The organism is Ectothiorhodospira shaposhnikovii, assembly GCF_022227765.1.
Lineage (GTDB): Bacteria > Pseudomonadota > Gammaproteobacteria > Ectothiorhodospirales > Ectothiorhodospiraceae > Ectothiorhodospira.
The window spans coordinates 44040-62004 of the sequence record NZ_JAJMLZ010000007.1 but is presented as its reverse complement, the minus strand read 5'-3'; the positions used below and the strand labels follow the sequence as shown (position 1 = coordinate 62004).

Here is a 17965-nt window from a genome sequence, read left to right as displayed (position 1 = left end):
CGACCATGAACACCCGCCATTGCCCAGCTCTGTTGATCACGGCCCCGTCGTCCGGGCAGGGCAAGACCACGGTCACCGCCGCCCTGGCCCGGTATCACCGCAACCAGGGGCGGCGGGTGCGGGTGTTCAAAGGCGGACCGGATTTTCTCGACCCCATGATTCACCACCAGGCCTGCGGTCACGAGGTCCATTCCATCGACATGTGGATGACCGGCGAGGCCGACGCCCGCCAGCGTCTTTTTGAGGCGGCGGGGGACGCGGACCTGATCCTGGTGGAAGGGGTGATGGGCCTGTTCGATGGTCGCCCTTCCACGGCGGATATTGCCCGAACCCTGGGAATTCCCGTGCTGGCCTCCATCAGCGGTGCCGCCATGGCCCAGACCTTCGGGGCCATCGCCCACGGGTTGTCCACATTCCGGCCCGACGTGCCGTTTGCCGGGGTCTTTGCCAATCGGGTGAGCAGTGAGGGCCACTATCGGATGCTGCTGGAAGACCTGCCGCCGGGGCTGACGGCCCTGGGCTATCTGCCCAAGGCGCCGGACGCGGCCCTGCCCAGCCGGCATCTGGGGCTGGTCCAGGCCGAGGAAATCCAGGATCTGGATCAGCGCCTGGAGGCTGCCGCCGGCCGTCTGGTGTGGACGGCGGGTGGATTGCCGCCCCCGGTGTCCTTCGCGCCGGTGGACCGGAGCCCGTCCCCCAGGCTGCTGGCGGGACGGCGCATCGCGGTGGCCCGGGATGCGGCCTTTGCCTTCATTTATCCGGCCAATCTGGAGGTGCTTGCCAAACTGGGCGCGGAGCTGTGCTTTTTCTCGCCGGTGGCGGGGGAAAGATTGCCCGAGGCCGACGGGGTCTATCTGCCGGGCGGCTATCCGGAGTTGCATCTGCCCGCACTGGCGGCCAATGAGCGGCTGAAACAGGACCTGCTTTCCCACGTCAGCGCCGGGCGCCCGATACTGGCCGAGTGCGGCGGCATGCTGTATCTGCTGGAGCGATTGTCGGATGTGGCGGGGCAGGGGGCGGACATGGCCGGTCTGCTGCCGGGGGAGGCACGGATGCAGGGTCGGCTGGCCGGACTGGGACCCCAGGAAGTCGTGTTGCCGGAAGGCACGTTGCGGGGACATACCTTCCATCATTCCGCCATGACGGCGAGGATCGAGCCGCTGACCCATGCCCGCAGCCCCAACGGGCGAGCCACGGCGGAGCCGGTGTATCGCCTCGGTCCCGTCACGGCCAGCTATGTCCATCTGTATTTCCCCTCCAACCCGGAGGCGATCGGCCACCTGCTGGGCGGACACCGGCCATGCTGACCCTGGTCCTGCTGCTGTCCGCGCTGCTGCTGGACCGGCTCCTGGGTGAGCCTCCCCGCTGGCACCCCCTGGTGGGTTTCGGTGCCCTGGTGGATGCCGCCGAACGCCGTTTCCATCGGGATGACCGGCGCCGGGGTGCCTGGCTGGTGGCGATGCTGGTGATCCCGTTCGTATTGCTGGCCCTGCTGGTGTCCCTGCCGCCCTGGGGCTGGGTGGCCGAACTGGTCCTGCTCTATCTGGCCATCGGCTGGCGCAGCCTGGGCGAACACGGCAAGGGTATCGCCGACGCCCTGACCCAGGGGCATCTTGACCAGGCCCGCGAGCGGGTCGCCTTTCTGGTCAGCCGGGATACCCGAACCCTGGATGCGCAGGACATCAGCAAGGCCACCCTGGAATCCGTGCTGGAAAACGGTAACGATGCCCTGTTTGCGCCGGTGTTCTGGTTTCTGGTGGCCGGAGCGCCCGGGGTGGTGGCCTACCGGCTGGTGAACACCCTGGATGCCATGTGGGGGTATCGCACCGATCGCTATGGTCGCTTTGGCTGGGCGGCGGCCCGGCTGGACGATGTGATGAATTGGATCCCGGCGCGCCTGACCGCTCTGGCCTATGCCCTGGCGGGCCATACCCGGGTCGCCCTTGACTGCTGGCGACGGCAGGGACGGGTTTGGAAAAGCCCCAATGCCGGCCCGGTGATGGCTGCCGGCGCCGGGGCGCTGGGCATCCGTCTGGGCGGGGCGGCGGTCTACCACGGCCGGCTGGAGCCGCGTCCGGATCTGGGGGCGGGGCAGGCGGCCCGGCCCGAGGACATCCGGCGGGCACTGGATCTCATCCGACGGGGGATGGGGATCTGGCTGGCGTGCTTCATGTTATTGATACTGATCGGCCATCTTCTCCCTATCACGGGCTTTTTGTCATGAACATGAGTACTCCGGTGACCTTGCCCCACGGCGGCCGCCTGCGTCAGGCGGCGCGGGAAGAGGGTATCCCCCTGAGCCGCTGGCTGGATCTGTCCACCGGCATCAATCCGGTGGGCTGGCCGGTGCCCGATGGGATGCCGGCGTCGGTCTGGTCCCGTCTGCCGGAGGAGGCCGATGGGCTGGAACAGGCCGCGGCCGCCTATTACGGTACGGATGCCCTGTTGCCGGTGGCCGGTTCCCAGGCGGCGATCCAGGCCCTGCCAGGCCTGCTGCCGCCGGGGCGACGGGTGGGGATGCTGCATCCCAGCTATGCCGAGCATGCCCATGCCTGGCGCCTGGCGGGACACCAGGTGATCCCGCTGGCCGTGGAGGAGATCGAATCCCGTCTGGACGGACTGGATGTGCTGCTGCTGGTCCATCCCAACAACCCCACCGGCGACACCTTCGCACCGTCCCGGCTGCAGGCCTGGCTGGCTGATCTGGCGGTCCGGAGTGGCTGGCTGGTGGTGGATGAGGCCTTCATGGACGCCACCCCGGACCTGGGTCTGGCCCCGCTTTGTCCCCGGCCCGGCCTGGTGGTCCTGCGCTCACTGGGCAAGTTCTTTGGTCTGGCCGGGGCGCGGGTGGGGTTCGTCCTGGCGGAGGCGCCCCTGCTGGCCCGTCTGTCCGCCCGCCTGGGACCCTGGTGCCTGAGCGGTCCCTCGCGCTGGGTGGCCACCCGGGCGCTGGAAGACCGGGACTGGCAGATCCGGACCCGGGCCTTACTGGCCGCCTCCGGGCTGCGTCTGCAAGCTTGCCTGAGCGCGCACGGGCTGGTGCCTGACGGCGGGACCGATGTGTTCCAGTGGGTGCGTACCCCCCACGCCAGGCAGATCCATCAGGGGCTGCGCCGGGAAGCCATTCTTACCCGGTTGTTCACCGATCCCTTGAGTCTACGCTTTGGTCTGCCGGCCGATGAGGCCCAATGGCAGCGTCTGGAGGTTGCGCTGGCCTGGGTGGTGGGCAGGGTGGATGCCGGGCATGAGCGAGGTATTGACCTATGAAAGAACTGATCCTGGGCGGTGTCCGTTCCGGCAAAAGCGCCCTGGCCGAGCGTCTGGCCCTGGAGAGCGGTCTGCCGGTGACCTATGTGGCCACCGCTCGACCCGGTGACGACGAGGAAATGCATGCGCGCATCCGCCACCACCGTGAGCGCCGTCCGTCGGACTGGACGCTGGTGGAGAGCGGGGCCGATCTGGCGGCGACACTGGTCCGCCATGCCCGTCCCGGGCATTGTTTGCTGGTGGACTGCCTCACCCTCTGGCTGACCCATTTGTTATGGGATGAGGAGGCACAGACCTGCGCCTGTGAACAGGAGGACTTTCTGGTGGTGCTGCCCCGTCTGCCCGGCCGTGTGATCATGGTCAGCAATGAGACCAGCATGGGCATCGTGCCCCTGGGAGAACTGACCCGACGTTTCTGCGATGATGCCGGACGCCTGCATCAGGCGGTGGCCGCCCGTGCGGATCGCGTCGTCCTGACCGTGGCCGGCTTGCCACATATCCTGAAAGGAGAACCCCTTTGAATCACGAAACCCCCTGGTTGCAGGTCCCCGCCGCACCGATCGATGAAACCGCCCGCCGCGCCGCGGAAGATCGACAGACTCAGCTCACCAAACCCCTGGGTTCCCTGGGCCGCCTGGAAACCCTGGCCACCCGACTGGCCGGGATGCAGGGTACCGACAAGCCGCGGGTGGATCAGGTGCGGATCAGCATCTTCGCCGGTGATCACGGCGTGGCGGCCGAAGGGATTTCCCGCTTTCCCCAGTCCGTCACCGCCGAGATGGTCAGGAATTTTGCTCGCGGCGGGGCCGGGATCAGTGTCCTGGCGCGCTCCATCGGTGCGACACTGGAAGTGATCAATCTGGGAACCGTGGTGGAACTGGAGCCCATGTCCGAGGTGCTGGATGTGCGTCTGGGACCGGGGACCGCCAATTTTGTCGAAGGCCCCGCCATGGATGCCCATCAGTTGGCCAAAGCCATGAATGCCGGCCGTCACAGTGCCGAACGGGCACGCCTGGCCGGTGCCCAGCTCTATCTGGCCGGAGAGATGGGCATCGGCAACACCACGGCGGCGGCGGCCGTGTCCTGCGGGCTTTTGGAGCGTGACCCGGAGGTGCTGGCGGGACCCGGCACCGGGCTCAATCAGGAGGGTGTCCGGCACAAGGTCGAGGTGTTGCGTCGCGCCCTGCATTTGCATGGCGCGGAGAACCTGTCGGACCCGGTGGAATGCCTGCGTCGGGTCGGGGGGTTCGAGATTGCCGCCATGAGTGGCGCGTATCTGGCCTGCGCGCAGATGGGCATGCCCATCCTGGTGGATGGTTTCATCAGTTCCGCCGCGGCCCTGGCCACGGTGCGCATCTGTCCCGGTGCCCGGGACTGGATGCTGTTTGCCCATGCTTCCGCCGAGCCGGGTCATCGCCTGCTGGTGGGGGCGCTGGCGGCGGATCCCGTCCTGGATCTGGGCATGCGCCTGGGCGAGGCCAGCGGTGCCGCTACGGCGGTGCCCCTGCTGCGTCTGGCCTGCGACATCCATTGTCACATGGCCACCTTCGCCGAGGCCCAGGTGACGGAGGCGCACTGAAGGTGCCCTTGCCATCCATGCAGATTGATCTGATGCGCCACGGCCAGACCACGGGGGGCTTTGCCTTCCGTGGCAGCCTGGATGATGAGCTCACCGACCAGGGGCGCGCCCACATGCAGGCGGGGTACGAGCGCCATGGTCCCTGGGATCGGATCATCACTTCGCCCCTGCGCCGCTGTGCGGCCCCGGCCCGGGACTGGGCCGGGGCCGATGCCCTGCCCCTGGCCCTGGAGCCGGATCTGCGGGAGATGCATTTCGGTACCTGGGAGGGGCGCACGGCGGCGGAACTGATGGAAACGGAACCGGATGCCCTGGGCCGATTCTGGGAAGACCCGCTCAACCACATCCCTCCCGGTGCCGAACCCCTGGTGGATTTCCGGGATCGGGTACTGGCGGCCTGGCGACAGGTGTGTGAAAGCGCGATGGGCGAGCGGGTGTTGGTGGTGACCCATGGCGGCGTGATCCGTCTGATCCTGCTGCATGTGCAGCAGCGCCCCCTGTCGGATCTGCTGCGTCTGGAGGTGCCCCACGCTTGTCTCTATCGCATCACTTCGCCCGGCAGGGCAGGGCGGGGCGCCCGGGTCATGGCCCTGGGTAACGAACATGGCCCAATCCGGGAGGGGGCGGCATGAAACCCTTTCTCGTGGCCCTGCGTTTTCTGACCCGATTTCCCGTGAGCTGGAACTCGCCCACCGATGAGGAGGTGGGCCGCTCCATGCTGTACTACCCCCTGGTGGGCCTGCTCATGGGGCTACCCCTGGCCGCGCTGGCGTGGGCGCTGGGGGAGGGCGTGCTGGCGGCGGCGCTGATCGTCACCGCCTGGGTGCTGTTGACCGGGCTCTTGCACATGGATGGTTTGGCGGATACCGCCGATGCCTGGATCGGTGGTCTGGGGGACCGGGAGCGGACCCTGGAGATCATGAAGGATCCCCGCTGCGGTCCCGCCGGTGTCACGGCCCTGATCCTGCTGGTGCTGGTGAAGTTTGCCGCCGTGTTCGAACTGCTGGCCCTGACGGGGGGCTGGATGGCCCTGATCCTGGCGCCCCTGCTGGGACGAGCCGCTATCCTGCCGCTGTTCCTGCTGACCGAGTATGTCCGTTCCGCCGGCATGGCCACGTTGCTGGCCCGGCATCTGCCGCGTCGGGGGGCGTGGCTGGTCACTGCGGGGGTGGCGCTGGCCGTCGTCATCCTGGGCGGCATGGCCGGCGTCTGGGCCCTGGCGGGCGCGGCACTGGTCTTCCTGCTCGGTCGGGCCTGGATGGTGCATCGCCTCGGCGGTACCACCGGGGATACGGCCGGGGGACTGATCGAGCTGGTGGAGGCCGGGGTACTGCTCGCCGTCGTGCTGGCCTTGCAATGAGAGGCGCCCTGATTGCAGGCAGCGGGTGAAGCCCCGCAAGTCGTCTGCTACTCTATGCCGCTTCCAATACATCCAAGCCAGAGTGACTCCATGAAAGTTCGCACCCGATTCGCTCCCAGTCCGACCGGTTATCTCCACATCGGCGGTGCCCGCACGGCGTTGTTTTCCTGGCTCTATGCCCGCAAGCACGGTGGCGATTTCGTCCTGCGCATCGAGGATACGGATCTGGCGCGTTCCAATGCGGAATCGGTGAATGCAATCCTGGAAGGCATGAACTGGCTGGGCCTGGAATACGATGAAGGCCCGTTCTACCAGACCCAGCGTTTTGACCGCTACAAAGAGGTGATCCAGCAATTGCTGGATACCGGTCACGCGTATTACTGCTACTGCACCAAGGAAGAGCTGGATGCCATGCGCGATCAGCAGATGGCGATGAAGGTCAAGCCGCGCTACGACGGCCGCTGCCGCCTGCGGGGCGAGCCCCGGGAAGGTGTCAGTCCTGTCATCCGCTTCCGTAACCCCGCCGAAGGCATTACCGTGGTGGACGACATGGTGCGTGGCCGCGTCACCTTCCAGAATACCGAACTGGATGATCTGATCATCGCCCGTTCCGACGGCACCCCCACCTACAATCTCACCGTGGTGGTGGACGACTGGGACATGCAGATCACCCACGTGATCCGTGGCGATGATCACCTGAACAACACCCCTCGCCAGATCAACATCCTCAAGGCCCTGGGCGTGGAACCGCCCCGCTATGCCCATCTGCCCATGATCCTCGGTCCCGACGGCACCAAGCTGTCCAAGCGCCATGGGGCGGTGAGCGTGATGCAGTACCGGGATGACGGCTATCTGCCCCAGGCGCTGCTCAACTATCTGGTGCGACTGGGTTGGTCCCATGGCGATCAGGAAATCTTCAGCCTGGACGAACTGATCGAGTTGTTCGACATCGCCGACGTGAATCATTCCGCCTCGGCCATCAATCCGGAAAAGCTCCTGTGGCTGAACCAGCACTACATCAAGACCCAGACCTCCGACTACGTGGCCCGGCAGTTGTCCTGGCACATGGGCCAGCGGGACGTGGATCCTTCCACGCCGCCGCCCCTGCGTGACGTGGTGGAGATCCTGCGTGACCGCGCCAAGACCCTGGTGGAGATGGCCGACCAGAGCGTGTACTTCTTCAAGGAGTTCGATGAGTACGATGAAAAGGCAGCGCAGAAGAACCTGACGCCTGATGCCCTGCCGGTGCTGCAGGCCCTGCATGCCGCGCTGGATGCCTTGGGGGAGTGGAGCGCGGAGCAGATCCACGAATCCGTGACTGGTGTTTCAGAAAGGTTACAAGTAAAATTGGGCAAGGTCGCTCAGCCGCTGCGTGTGGCGGTGACCGGCGGCTCGGTTTCGCCGTCCATTGATCAGACCCTGATGCTGATCGGACGGGAGCGAACCCTGTCGAGGATTCAGAAAGCTGCTGAATGGATCGCGTCGAAAAAAGTTTAAAAAAACTGTTGACAGCATCCTGAAGGATCCGTATAGTACGCAGCTTCTGAGGGACATGACCAACACGGCAACAGCGAAACGGTCATGAAGCTTTCGGGGCCATAGCTCAGCTGGGAGAGCGCTTGCATGGCATGCAAGAGGTCGGCGGTTCGATCCCGCCTGGCTCCACCAAATTTCCGCTTCGGCGGGCCGGGTAGTGATTCGGCATGCATCGAATAGGTCAATACTCGATGGTTGTTGGGGCACTGCTTACGTTGGCAGGCATGGTCGTCGGTTTCGGTGCGTTGTTTTACGGAACCGATGAGCTTGCAAAGTATTTTCTGTCTCTGGTGCCTTTGGGTGTTCTGATGGTATTCACCGGGTTGGTCACGGTGGTTCTGACAGAGCAGAGACACGAAAAGCGCCAATAAGAAGTTTAGCTGTAAGGCAGGCAGAGTAAAATAAAAGCTTTTTATTTTCCGCTGATCTGCTATAATGCTGTTTTCCTAGTCCCCATCGTCTAGAGGCCTAGGACACCGCCCTTTCACGGCGGCGACCGGGGTTCGAATCCCCGTGGGGACGCCATACAAAGGCAAGGTTTCATCCTGATGGATGTTGATCCTGCCAAGGCAGTCAAACAAAAAGACCCCTTTAAAGGGGTCTTTTTGCGTCTGCGTGTCTGAAAAATCCTACCGTCCTTCTTTGATTCTCTTCAGCGGGATCCGTGGACTACGGGGTTTCTGCTACAGTCTTGGTAAGCAATGATGCTTTTCCTGCGTGGCCGTGGTGCCAAGGACCCTTGCATGGCCTTGCCGACAGACAGGCATACCCTGCCTCTGACATCTGCCGTGTCCGCGGTATCTTCCTCCGTTGGCAACGCAGCCGAAGGGTTGCGGTTTGAGTCTCCCGTTGCCGAACTGCTGGTGGACGGTAATGGATTGATCCTGCAGGGCAATGCAGTGGCCCTGGATTTGTTGTGGGGGGATGATGCCAAGGAACGGTTGGTCCCGGCACTGAATCTGGCGGATTTCCAGTTACCCCGGGAAGGCTGCCCTTCGATCACGGATCTCGTTGTCCGGGCCGGCAACATCGGCAGTGTGCTGGAAGAGGGTCTGCTGTTCAGAAGCGGGCAGGGGCGTGTGTTCCATGCTGATGTCCATGTGGCCAAAAATGGCCGTAAGCCCTCCGGCATGTCCCCATGCTTTGCCGTCACCCTGGCAGAACGGCCCGTGCGGCACGTCCATGCATTGATCGACAGTCCTTTGATGGACTATTTCTACAGTCTGCACTTTGTTGCCTTGGGCATGCTCTCCCCCAAGGATTATCGCTGGACCGCCGTCAACCAGCGCCTGGTCGAAATGTTGGGCCATTCCCGGGATCAGCTGTTGGGAATGACCTGGCAGTCCGTTTCCCTCAGTGAGGGCCTTGAAGACGAGGCCCGCGAGTTTTCCCGTCTGGTATCGGGGAGCATTGATCAATTTGAATGCAACAAGGCCTTCGTGCGCGCCGACGGCAAGGTCATTGCGGCCTCCGTGTGTGTGCGCGCCGTGCGTCATGCCGACGGTGGCCCCAGCGCCTATTTCGTTGTTCTGCGGGGTGTCGGGCAAGACGAAGGTGATCGGTTTGCCCGGCAACAGCATGAGCAATTACAGGACATGATGATTCGTGTGAATCAGGCCATTGTCCGCCACCATGATCGCAAGGCGCTGATTCATGCGGTGTGCGAAATCCTGGTGAGCCGGGGTGGTTTCAGTGCGGCGTGGATCGGGCTGTGGGAAGCCGGGGATGCCCGTAAATTGCGCCTGTTTGCCCGTGCCGGTGATGACGTGGGTGATATCGAGCCTCAGCAATGTTCAATGCGATGGCTAACGGCGAATGCAAGCGATGATGTGTCGGGTCATGCGCCACATATCGTGATCGATACCTTAAGCGCCGAAAATGCCGGGTTGCATGATGCCGGGGAAGCCCTGGCCGCGGGGATGCGGTCATTGGCCAGGTTTGCCGTGACCCCATCGGGAAAAATGAGTGGAACACTGAATCTTTTCAGCGCCCAGTCACGAGCCTTTTCCGGTAGGACGGTGTCCCTGTTGCGGGAGATGGTGCGGGACCTCTCGGTGGCATTGGAACGCCTGCAGGCCATGGAGTTGCTCAAGTCGGTCAACCGGGTGGTGGAGTCCGGTGTGGTGATACTCTGCCGCTGGCTGGCCGATCCGGGATGGCCGGTGGATTACATTTCCGCCAATGTGTCACGCTGGGGGTATTCGGCGGCGGAGATGATGTCGGGTGAAAAGCGGTTCATCGATCTGGTTCATCCGGATGATCGTGAGCGCCTGATCGCCGAGCTGGGACGATATATACGACACAATCGCAAGCAGTTTCGTCAGCAGTATCGGATTGTCACCAGCACGGGCAAGACCCTCTGGATCGAGGATCATACGGTTGTTGAATATGATGCGCACGGCAATATGCTGCACTTTGAGGGTGCGCTGGCGGATATTTCGGATCGCAAGCGACACGAGCAGCGCGAGGCGGGAAGGAATCGGGTACTTTCCCTGCTGGCCGGTGGCGCCGAACTGCCCGTGATACTGGATTCCCTGGCCCGGAGTGTGGAGCTTGAGGATCCCGAGATCCTGTGCCTCATTTCCTTGATGGACGAGACGCAACAGCGCATGGTGCCGGCCGCGGCACCCAGCCTGGATGCGGATTTTCAGCGGGCGGTTTCAGATCATTTCGGTAACGGGATTGTCGGGCCGCCGGCCTGCGGGTCGGCAGGTCGGCGACAGATCCTCATCTCGACCGACATTCACTCGGACCCCCGGTGGGCCGATCTCAAGGCGCCGGCCATGGAGCGCGGGCTCGCCTCCTGCTGGTCGGTTCCGATCCCGTCATCACAAGGGGGGCTGCTGGGTCATGTCAGCCTGTTTCGGCGCCGGATTCATAGCCCGTCTGAAAGTGAAATCCGTTCGATCCGAGAATTTGCCAATCTTGCCGCCATTGCCATCGAACGCACAGGAAACCTGCAAACTCTGGAGGAAAATGCCGAGCGCTGGCGTTTTGCCCTGGAGGCGGCCGGTGATGCTGTGTTTGACTGGAACGTGCAGGCCGATACCCTGATCCAGTCCCGGCGCTGTGGAGAGATTCTGGGGTACAGTGAGGATGAGTTTGTGTGTTCCCGGGCTGAGGAGTGGTTCCGGCATGTGCATCCGGATGACCGTCATCATGTGCGGGAGCATCTGCGGCGACATCTGGATGGCAGCTCGGCTCACTACGAGACCGAGCATCGCGTGCATGGCAAGGAAGGTGGTTGGCGTTGGATCCTGGCCCGCGGACTGGTGGTGAGACGTGATCCCAAGGGGAACCCCCTGCGCATGGTGGGGACCATTTCCGACATCACCGACCGCAAGCGCATGGAGCAGGAACTCAGGGAGATGGCGACCACCGATCACCTCACCGGGCTTTCCAATCGGCGTCATTTTCTCGAACGGATGCGGGAGGAGATCCTGCGAATGGACCGCAATCCCGATCACCGGGCCGCCGTCATGATGCTGGACCTGGATCATTTCAAACATGTGAACGATACCCATGGCCACTCCACCGGCGACACGGTGCTCAGGCATTTTGCGTCACTGGTTCGCTATTGTCTGCGCAAGAGCGATTTTGCCGGGCGCATGGGGGGAGAGGAGTTCGCGGTCCTGTTGCCGGATACCGATCTGCAGGCCGCGAGGGCCCTGGCTGAACGCCTCAGAAAGCGCATTGCCCGCATCCCCGTGCGCACGGATGAGCTGGAAATCCCGATCACGGTGAGCATCGGCATTACCAGCCTGGCAGGGTGTGACATCCTACCGGACCATGTCCTGCAACGGGCCGACGAGGCCTTGTACCGGGCCAAGAATGCCGGTCGCAACCGTGTGGAAGTGAAGGCTCCATCCCCCTTGCCCAAGGGGGCCTGAGCCTGGGGGGGCGAAAAATACGAGATTTCGGGATAGAATGCCCCGTCCTCTAATTTAAGGATGTTCAGAGTTCATCAGCGTGAATAGCAAACCCAATATCGTCCTATCTTCGCAGGATTACGACAGGCTGGACAGCCTGCTGGCGTCGATTTCGGAAACTGCCTTTCCGGGTAAGGCGGCCTTGCAGGCCGAACTGGACCGTGCCGAGGTGGTCGATCCAGAGCAGATTCCGCCGACGGTGGTGACCATGAATTCCACCGTGCGTTTCGTCATGGACAGTACCGGCGAGAGCTTCTGCATGACGCTGGTCTACCCCAAGGACAGCACCGGGCAGGCGGACAAGGTGTCCATCCTGGCCCCGGTGGGTAGCGCGTTGCTGGGACTGTCCGTCGGCGATCAGATCGAATGGCCCCGGCCGGGAGGTGGGGTCATCAGGGTCCGTATCGATGAAATCCTCTATCAGCCTGAAAGCGCCGGAGATTTCCATCGCTGAAGCTCTGATTTTCTAGTTCCGTGCCGCGCTTGCCCCGTGCGGGCGCAAACGGCTCTCTTCAAACACCAACTGCACGCCGTGCTCCGTCCCCTGGTCGAGCCCGGCTGTGCTGGAGAAATAAAATATGGCGGCAGGTCTCGACGAAAAGCTGGAACCCATTTATCAGGAAGTCTTGCGCAGAAACCCGGGGGAAACGGAGTTCCATCAGGCGGTTCGTGAAGTGCTGGAATCCCTTGGTCCGGTCCTGGTGAAGTATCCGGAATTTGCCGATCGCAAGATCATCCAGCTGATCTGTGAGCCCGAGCGGCAGATCATCTTCCGGGTACCGTGGCAGGATGACAAGGGTGTTACCCAGATCAACCGTGCCTTCCGGGTACAGTTCAACAGCGCCCTGGGACCCTACAAGGGCGGTATTCGCTTCCACCCTTCCGTCTACCTGGGCATCATCAAGTTCCTGGGCTTTGAGCAGATCTTCAAGAATGCCCTCACCGGCATGCCCATCGGCGGCGGCAAGGGCGGCAGCGACTTCGATCCCAAGGGACGTTCCGACGGCGAGATCATGCGTTTTTGCCAGAGCATGATGACCGAGCTGTACCGCCATCTGGGTGAGTACACTGACGTGCCGGCCGGCGACATCGGTGTGGGTCAGCGCGAAATCGGCTACTTGTTCGGTCAGTACAAGCGCATCACCAACCGCTATGAATCCGGCGTGTTTACCGGCAAGGGCCTGAACTGGGGCGGCAGCCGTGCCCGCAAGGAAGCCACCGGCTACGGCACCGTCTTCTTCACCGAGGAAATGCTCAAGGTTCGTTCCGATTCCTTCGACGGCAAGACCTGCGTGGTGTCCGGTTCCGGTAACGTGGCCATCTACGCCATGGAGAAGGCCATGTCCCTGGGTGCCAAGGTCATCGCCTGTTCCGATTCCAACGGCGTGATCGTGGACAAGGACGGTATCGATCTGGATCTGGTCAAGCAGATCAAGGAAGTGGAGCGTCGCCGCATCAGTGCCTACGCTGAAGAGAAGAAGAGCGCCAAATATCTGGAAAACGGCAATATCTGGAGTGTGCCCTGCCAGGTGGCACTGCCCTGCGCCACCCAGAACGAGCTCAACGGTACCGATGCCAAGACCCTGATCAAGAACGGGGTCATCGCCGTGGCGGAAGGTGCCAACATGCCTTCCACCCCGGAGGCCATCCGCTTCTTCACCGAGGCCGGTGTCGCTTTTGGTCCCGGCAAGGCCGCCAATGCGGGCGGCGTGGCCACCAGCGCCCTGGAAATGCAGCAGAACGCCAGCCGCGATTCCTGGACCTTCGAGCACACCGAAGAGCGTCTGCGTGAAATCATGGTGGACATCCATCGCAACTGCCACCAGACCTCCGAAGAGTTCGGTGCCCCCGGCAACTACGTGGTGGGTGCCAACATCGCCGGCTTCGTGAAGGTGGCCGGTGCCATGGTGGCCATGGGCGTCATCTGATCCGTTCGTCCTGATCGGGCTGCAAGACCCCGGCCCCGGGTTCCCCGCGTGGGAACCCGGGGCTTTTTTTCATCATTTTGCGCGGCGCTTAGATGCGTCTGAATGCACAGCACAGGACCTGCTGGCTGATGACGTCCGCCAGCAGTTTCATGTCCAGGGCACGCACATCGTGGATCTCCACGGTCGCGAGTACGGTCTCGTTCAGGCCTTCCACCAGATCGGGATCAATCGCTTCCCGAACGGCCTGGTGGAGCCGGTCCGGCCGGTAGTCCGTATGGGCCTCCCGGGGACGGAGGGCCACATAGGCAATGCCGGATTCCACCAGATCCTGGAAAAAGTGGGAACCATAGGACAAATCCGGAATCACGCCGCCGCCCAGTTCGGCGACCTCGATCAGGACCGCCATACGACTGATATCGGCAAAACGGATCGGCACGCCCAGTTCCGGCGTGCTGGTGCCCCAGCGTCCCGGGCCGATCAGCAGGGTAGGCTGGTCATCCCGATCCGACATGCGCCGGTTGAGTTGTCCCACCAGACGGGCCACGGTGTATTTTTGTTGCAGAGTCAGGGCGCTGTAGCGTTCACCATCCACGCGGATGATGCGTGCGATGGGTTGATCCAGACTGCCGCCCATGAAGTGCCCCTGGCTGCGGAACAGGATCGCGTCGTCATCGACGGTAGCGGGGATCCGGACCTGGTGGTTGCCGCCCTGGGTCTGCAGGGGGCGGCACTGCACCAGATTGAATGAAGGGCTGCCGTCCGCTCCCAGATGAACGGTGAATTCCACATCCACCGGATAGGCATACACCGACTCCAGTGTTTGTAAAAGCCCCTGAATCATGGGCACGAAGGATGTCTTCTCCAGTAACGGCCGGAAGGTCAGTCGCCACATCGGTGGTCCACCCAGGCTTCGGGATTGCTCGCTGGCTTCCCGGTCCGGTTCCCCGCACCATTGCAGCACATGATCCATGTCCGCCTCGACCAGATCCCGCAAGGGGCGACTGAGTAGTTCATTGTCCAGCACGTCCAGGGTGTCCACCTTGTGCTGGCAGAAACGACCATCGTCGGCATGGGCAAAGGGCCGCTTGAGCGGGTGATCCAGGGCAATGATGCAGGCATGGTCGCTATCGTTGCGATCCACGGCCCGCGTACCCAGCCCCATGACCAGGCGTACCATGCCCGCCGCCGGGTCCATGTCCCGGTCCCAGGCAAAGATGTTGCGGGAAACACCGACGCCGGCGGCATCCGGCAGGTAATGACGGCCATGGTAACGGCCGTTGACCCGCTGCAGCAGCAGGGCCATGGGCTCCTCCAGGTCGGCAAGGCCCCGCTGGCTGCGGTAGACCAGGGCGTCTTCGCTCATGGCGCTGGCAAAGACCCGGCAGATGGCCTGTTCCAGGGCTTCGAGCCGTTCCTCCGGGGTGCCCTGGTTGACGCAGAAGACGCTGTCGTATTTGCCGGCGAAGGCATTGCCGAAGCCATCCTCCAGCAGGCTGCTGGAACGCACCAGGATGGGATACTGGCCGAAGTAGTCCAGCATCCTGGCCAGCTCCTCGCGGATTTCATCGGGCAGGCGACCATGGAGCATGCGCTCGTGCAGGGCCTGGCCCTCGCTGTAATAGCCGTCCGGCGTGCGCTGACGCATGATCCTGGGCCACCAGCCGTTGTGTACCAGAAAGGAGTAGTAGACATCGGTACCCAGAAAGAAGGAATCATGGGGCTCCAGGCTCCGTTCCCAGGTATCCGGGTCTTCCCGCCGCAGGATTTGCCGTGCCAGGAGCATCCCCACTGCCTTGCCGCCGATATGACCGCTGCCGATCATGCGGGCACGGATGGCCATGAGATCCTCCAGGTGGAAATACCGGTGGGCCATGTCGAGGATGCGTTCGTCCCGACCCAGCATCACGCGGCACAGTCGTTCCACCTGGGCGGCCCGTCCGGCCTCGTCACCGGAGGTTTGCAGTTGTGCCGCGGCTTCCAGAAACAGGGCATTCCAGTAGTCCAGATGACGTTGCGGTTCCTGTACATGATCCCGCTCCAGGGCGGTCTGTACCCGGGTGGCATCGCTGCTGTCGATCACGGGGGAAAATCGGTCGTCCCGCCAGCGATGGGGCAGGAACATGGTGGGCGAGTGGCGCTTCCAGACCTTGACCGGCTGGACATGACATTCCTCGCGGGTGCGGCGCACATCGATCAGGACCTGGGTCGTCCGCCGGATGCGGGCCACGGTGTGATGGGAATGGCGATGGCGCAGAAGACCGAAGTAGGCCACCGTGTCCAGCTCATACAGATAGGGGCAGACCACCTGGAAGAAGTTGCCCACCATCAGGTCCGTGGCCCAGGCGGAGAGCAGGTCGGAGAGACAGTCAAAGACATAGAATGCCCCCCTGCCATGGTCGGTGATCAACTGGTAGACGTGACAGGTAAAAGCCTCGAAGCCGCACAGGGCATCCAGCTGCACGATATGGACATCGGGCCCGGCCTCCACCAGGGGGGCATGGCGACCGAAGCGCAGGTAGATGATGGCACGCCGGCGTTCCCGGGCCGCGGCAAGAAAGGGATCGATGAAGCGCCGGTAGTCATCCATGTGGTCCACGCGCCAGACCACGTTGTCGCCGATGCGAAGGCTGTCGATCACGGCGTCCAGACCGTCCAGTCCGGTGGAAACCCTGTTGTCCCGATTCATCATGTCCTCTCCTGTTGATTGCCCTGCCAATGACCTGTGTCACACCGGTAAAGCCACTTGCCGCCCTGTGCCTATTCACCCGTTGCAGATCGCCTAGTATCATGGCTGGCTACGCCATCTGGCTCGGGTCGGATACACCGTTGTGTTTACCCGGCTGCCGGAATGCATGGCAATCAATTCTACAGGGGATCAGAAATGGCATTGATAGACTGTCCTGAATGCGGACGTCAGGTCTCGGACAAGGCGCCCACCTGCCCGGGTTGCGGTGCGCCCATTGCCCTGGAATCCGCCGAATCCACATCCTGGCAGGATACCGTCCAGGAGTCGGTCCAGCCCACCCCGGCACAGCAAGAGCCGGAGGTGGACGAGGAATGGCTGCGTGGCGAGCAGGAATACCTGGCCTTTACCGACCGGGTTCAGCGCCATCGCATCATGTCGGTGCTGCTTTTCTTCGGTGGCCTGAGTCTGGGTATGGGCATGAAGAGCTTCATGGGGACCAGTGGTGATGAAGGTCGCGCACTGGTCTTCTATATCGCTGATATCATGGTCTATGCGGGTATCATCTGGCTGTTCTACAACGAAGCCAGAAACCTCTGGTACCACCGCAAGCTGGGCGGTTGAAGAAAACCGCCCGGGGCAGCGTTTCTGCCGCACTGGTCCCGGCCCGGGATGGCCGGCAGGCCTTTTTCCCCGTTTTCCACGTCTCGTTTTCTCGGCGGGATTCTTGATGATCGCGTCGAAGGCATTTCCGAGGAGGCCACTGCGTGAATTCCACTTGCAATAACGACTGCCCCATGCCGCCCGATGGCGAAGGCAGTGTCCAGGTCGCCATGGACCCGAACCTGGACATCGGTTCGGCGCGCGTGTTTGCCATCTACGGCAAGGGCGGCATCGGCAAGAGCACCACGTCTTCCAATCTGTCGGCCGCCTTTTCCCGGCTGGGCAAGCGGGTGCTGCAGATTGGTTGTGATCCCAAGCACGACTCCACCTTCACGCTCACCAAGCGCATGGTGCCCACGGTCATCGACGTACTGGAGTCGGTGAACTTCCACGAGGAAGAGCTGCGTCCCGAGGACTTCGTCTTTGAAGGCTATAACGGCGTCATGTGCGTGGAGGCGGGCGGTCCCCCCGCGGGTACCGGCTGTGGTGGTTACGTGGTGGGACAGACGGTGAAACTGCTCAAGCAGCATCATCTGCTGGAGGACACCGACGTGGTGGTGTTCGACGTGCTGGGCGACGTGGTCTGCGGCGGCTTTGCCGCACCGCTCCAGCATGCCCACCAGGCATTGATCGTGACGGCCAACGACTTTGATTCCATCTTTGCCCTGAACCGCATCGCCGCCGCCATCGAGGCCAAGGCCAAGAACTATCAGGTGCGCATCGGTGGCGTCATCGCCAACCGCAGCGTGAACACCGACGAGATCGATCGTTTCAACGAAGCGGTGGGTCTCAAGCGTCTGGCCCATTTTCCGTTGCTGGACGTGATCCGGCGCAGTCGCCTGAAGAAGTCCACCGTGTTCGAAATGCCTCCCGAGGATGAACTCAAGATTGCCCAGGATGAATACATGCGCCTGGCGCAGTCCCTGCTGGACGGTGTGGAATCACAGCGGGCCAAGCCGATGAAGGATCGTGAAATCTTCGATTTCCTGGGATTTGACTGATGAGTGCTAACGTATCCGT

The 17965-nt window shown here is 62.8% G+C and carries 14 protein-coding genes and 2 tRNA genes; 15 read left to right on the top strand and 1 reads right to left on the bottom strand.

Features of this window, described 5'->3' with window-relative positions; genetic code table 11:
• The first annotated feature begins 5 nt into the window (after window positions 1–5).
• The 13 genes from LQD11_RS10710 (at window position 6) to gdhA (ending at window position 13599) form a co-directional block, all read left to right on the top strand.
• The gene (locus tag LQD11_RS10710; protein ID WP_238617531.1) at window positions 6–1307 is read left to right on the top strand and encodes a cobyrinic acid a,c-diamide synthase CobB; all 1302 of its coding nucleotides are present in this window, start codon (window positions 6–8) and stop codon (window positions 1305–1307) included.
• Complete coding sequence (gene cbiB / locus LQD11_RS10705; protein WP_238617530.1) at window positions 1301–2224, top strand: adenosylcobinamide-phosphate synthase CbiB; 924 nt, start codon at window positions 1301–1303, stop codon at window positions 2222–2224. The genes LQD11_RS10710 and cbiB overlap by 7 nt, the downstream gene beginning before the upstream one ends.
• A 2-nt stretch (window positions 2225–2226) precedes the next feature.
• Complete coding sequence (gene cobD / locus LQD11_RS10700; RefSeq protein ID WP_238617705.1) at window positions 2227–3267, top strand: threonine-phosphate decarboxylase CobD; 1041 nt, start codon at window positions 2227–2229, stop codon at window positions 3265–3267.
• Window positions 3264–3788 carry a bifunctional adenosylcobinamide kinase/adenosylcobinamide-phosphate guanylyltransferase gene (gene cobU / locus LQD11_RS10695; RefSeq protein ID WP_238617529.1) on the top strand — a complete coding sequence of 175 codons (525 nt, stop codon included), beginning with the start codon at window positions 3264–3266 and terminating at the stop codon, window positions 3786–3788. Before cobD ends, cobU begins: the two co-directional genes overlap by 4 nt.
• Complete coding sequence (gene cobT / locus LQD11_RS10690; protein WP_238617528.1) at window positions 3785–4846, top strand: nicotinate-nucleotide--dimethylbenzimidazole phosphoribosyltransferase; 1062 nt, start codon at window positions 3785–3787, stop codon at window positions 4844–4846. The genes cobU and cobT overlap by 4 nt, the downstream gene beginning before the upstream one ends.
• A gap of 17 nt (window positions 4847–4863) precedes the next feature.
• Window positions 4864–5478: a histidine phosphatase family protein gene (locus tag LQD11_RS10685; RefSeq protein WP_238617527.1), complete on the top strand. Its 615-nt coding sequence runs from the start codon at window positions 4864–4866 to the stop codon at window positions 5476–5478.
• Window positions 5475–6206 carry an adenosylcobinamide-GDP ribazoletransferase gene (locus LQD11_RS10680; protein WP_008931742.1) on the top strand — a complete coding sequence of 244 codons (732 nt, stop codon included), beginning with the start codon at window positions 5475–5477 and terminating at the stop codon, window positions 6204–6206. Before LQD11_RS10685 ends, LQD11_RS10680 begins: the two co-directional genes overlap by 4 nt.
• Window positions 6207–6296: 90 nt before the next feature.
• Window positions 6297–7703, top strand: coding sequence for a glutamate--tRNA ligase (gene gltX / locus LQD11_RS10675; protein WP_008931741.1), 1407 nt, complete (start codon window positions 6297–6299; stop codon window positions 7701–7703).
• A 95-nt stretch (window positions 7704–7798) separates the two neighbouring features.
• Window positions 7799–7874 (top strand) — tRNA-Ala (locus LQD11_RS10670).
• A 317-nt stretch (window positions 7875–8191) separates the two neighbouring features.
• Window positions 8192–8267 (top strand) — tRNA-Glu (locus LQD11_RS10665).
• Between the two features lie 218 nt (window positions 8268–8485).
• A complete protein-coding gene (locus LQD11_RS10660) occupies window positions 8486–11632 on the top strand; it encodes a diguanylate cyclase (protein WP_238617526.1) in 3147 nt (1048 codons plus the stop codon).
• Between the two features lie 79 nt (window positions 11633–11711).
• Window positions 11712–12125, top strand: a complete 414-nt coding sequence (rnk, locus tag LQD11_RS10655; protein ID WP_238617525.1) for a nucleoside diphosphate kinase regulator — start codon at window positions 11712–11714, stop codon at window positions 12123–12125.
• A gap of 124 nt (window positions 12126–12249) precedes the next feature.
• A complete protein-coding gene (gdhA, locus tag LQD11_RS10650; protein WP_008931737.1) occupies window positions 12250–13599 on the top strand; it encodes an NADP-specific glutamate dehydrogenase in 1350 nt (449 codons plus the stop codon).
• An 88-nt stretch (window positions 13600–13687) separates the two neighbouring features.
• Here the strand turns inward: gdhA and LQD11_RS10645 are convergent, their stop codons facing one another.
• Window positions 13688–16285, bottom strand: coding sequence for a PEP/pyruvate-binding domain-containing protein (locus LQD11_RS10645; protein ID WP_238617524.1), 2598 nt, complete (start codon window positions 16283–16285; stop codon window positions 13688–13690).
• Between the two features lie 195 nt (window positions 16286–16480).
• Between LQD11_RS10645 and LQD11_RS10640 the strand changes: the two genes are divergently transcribed.
• The gene (locus LQD11_RS10640; protein WP_008931735.1) at window positions 16481–16906 is read left to right on the top strand and encodes a zinc-ribbon domain-containing protein; all 426 of its coding nucleotides are present in this window, start codon (window positions 16481–16483) and stop codon (window positions 16904–16906) included.
• 173 nt (window positions 16907–17079) lie between these two features.
• The gene (gene bchL, locus LQD11_RS10635) at window positions 17080–17946 is read left to right on the top strand and encodes a ferredoxin:protochlorophyllide reductase (ATP-dependent) iron-sulfur ATP-binding protein (protein WP_008931734.1); all 867 of its coding nucleotides are present in this window, start codon (window positions 17080–17082) and stop codon (window positions 17944–17946) included.
• Window positions 17947–17965: the final 19 nt, after the last annotated feature.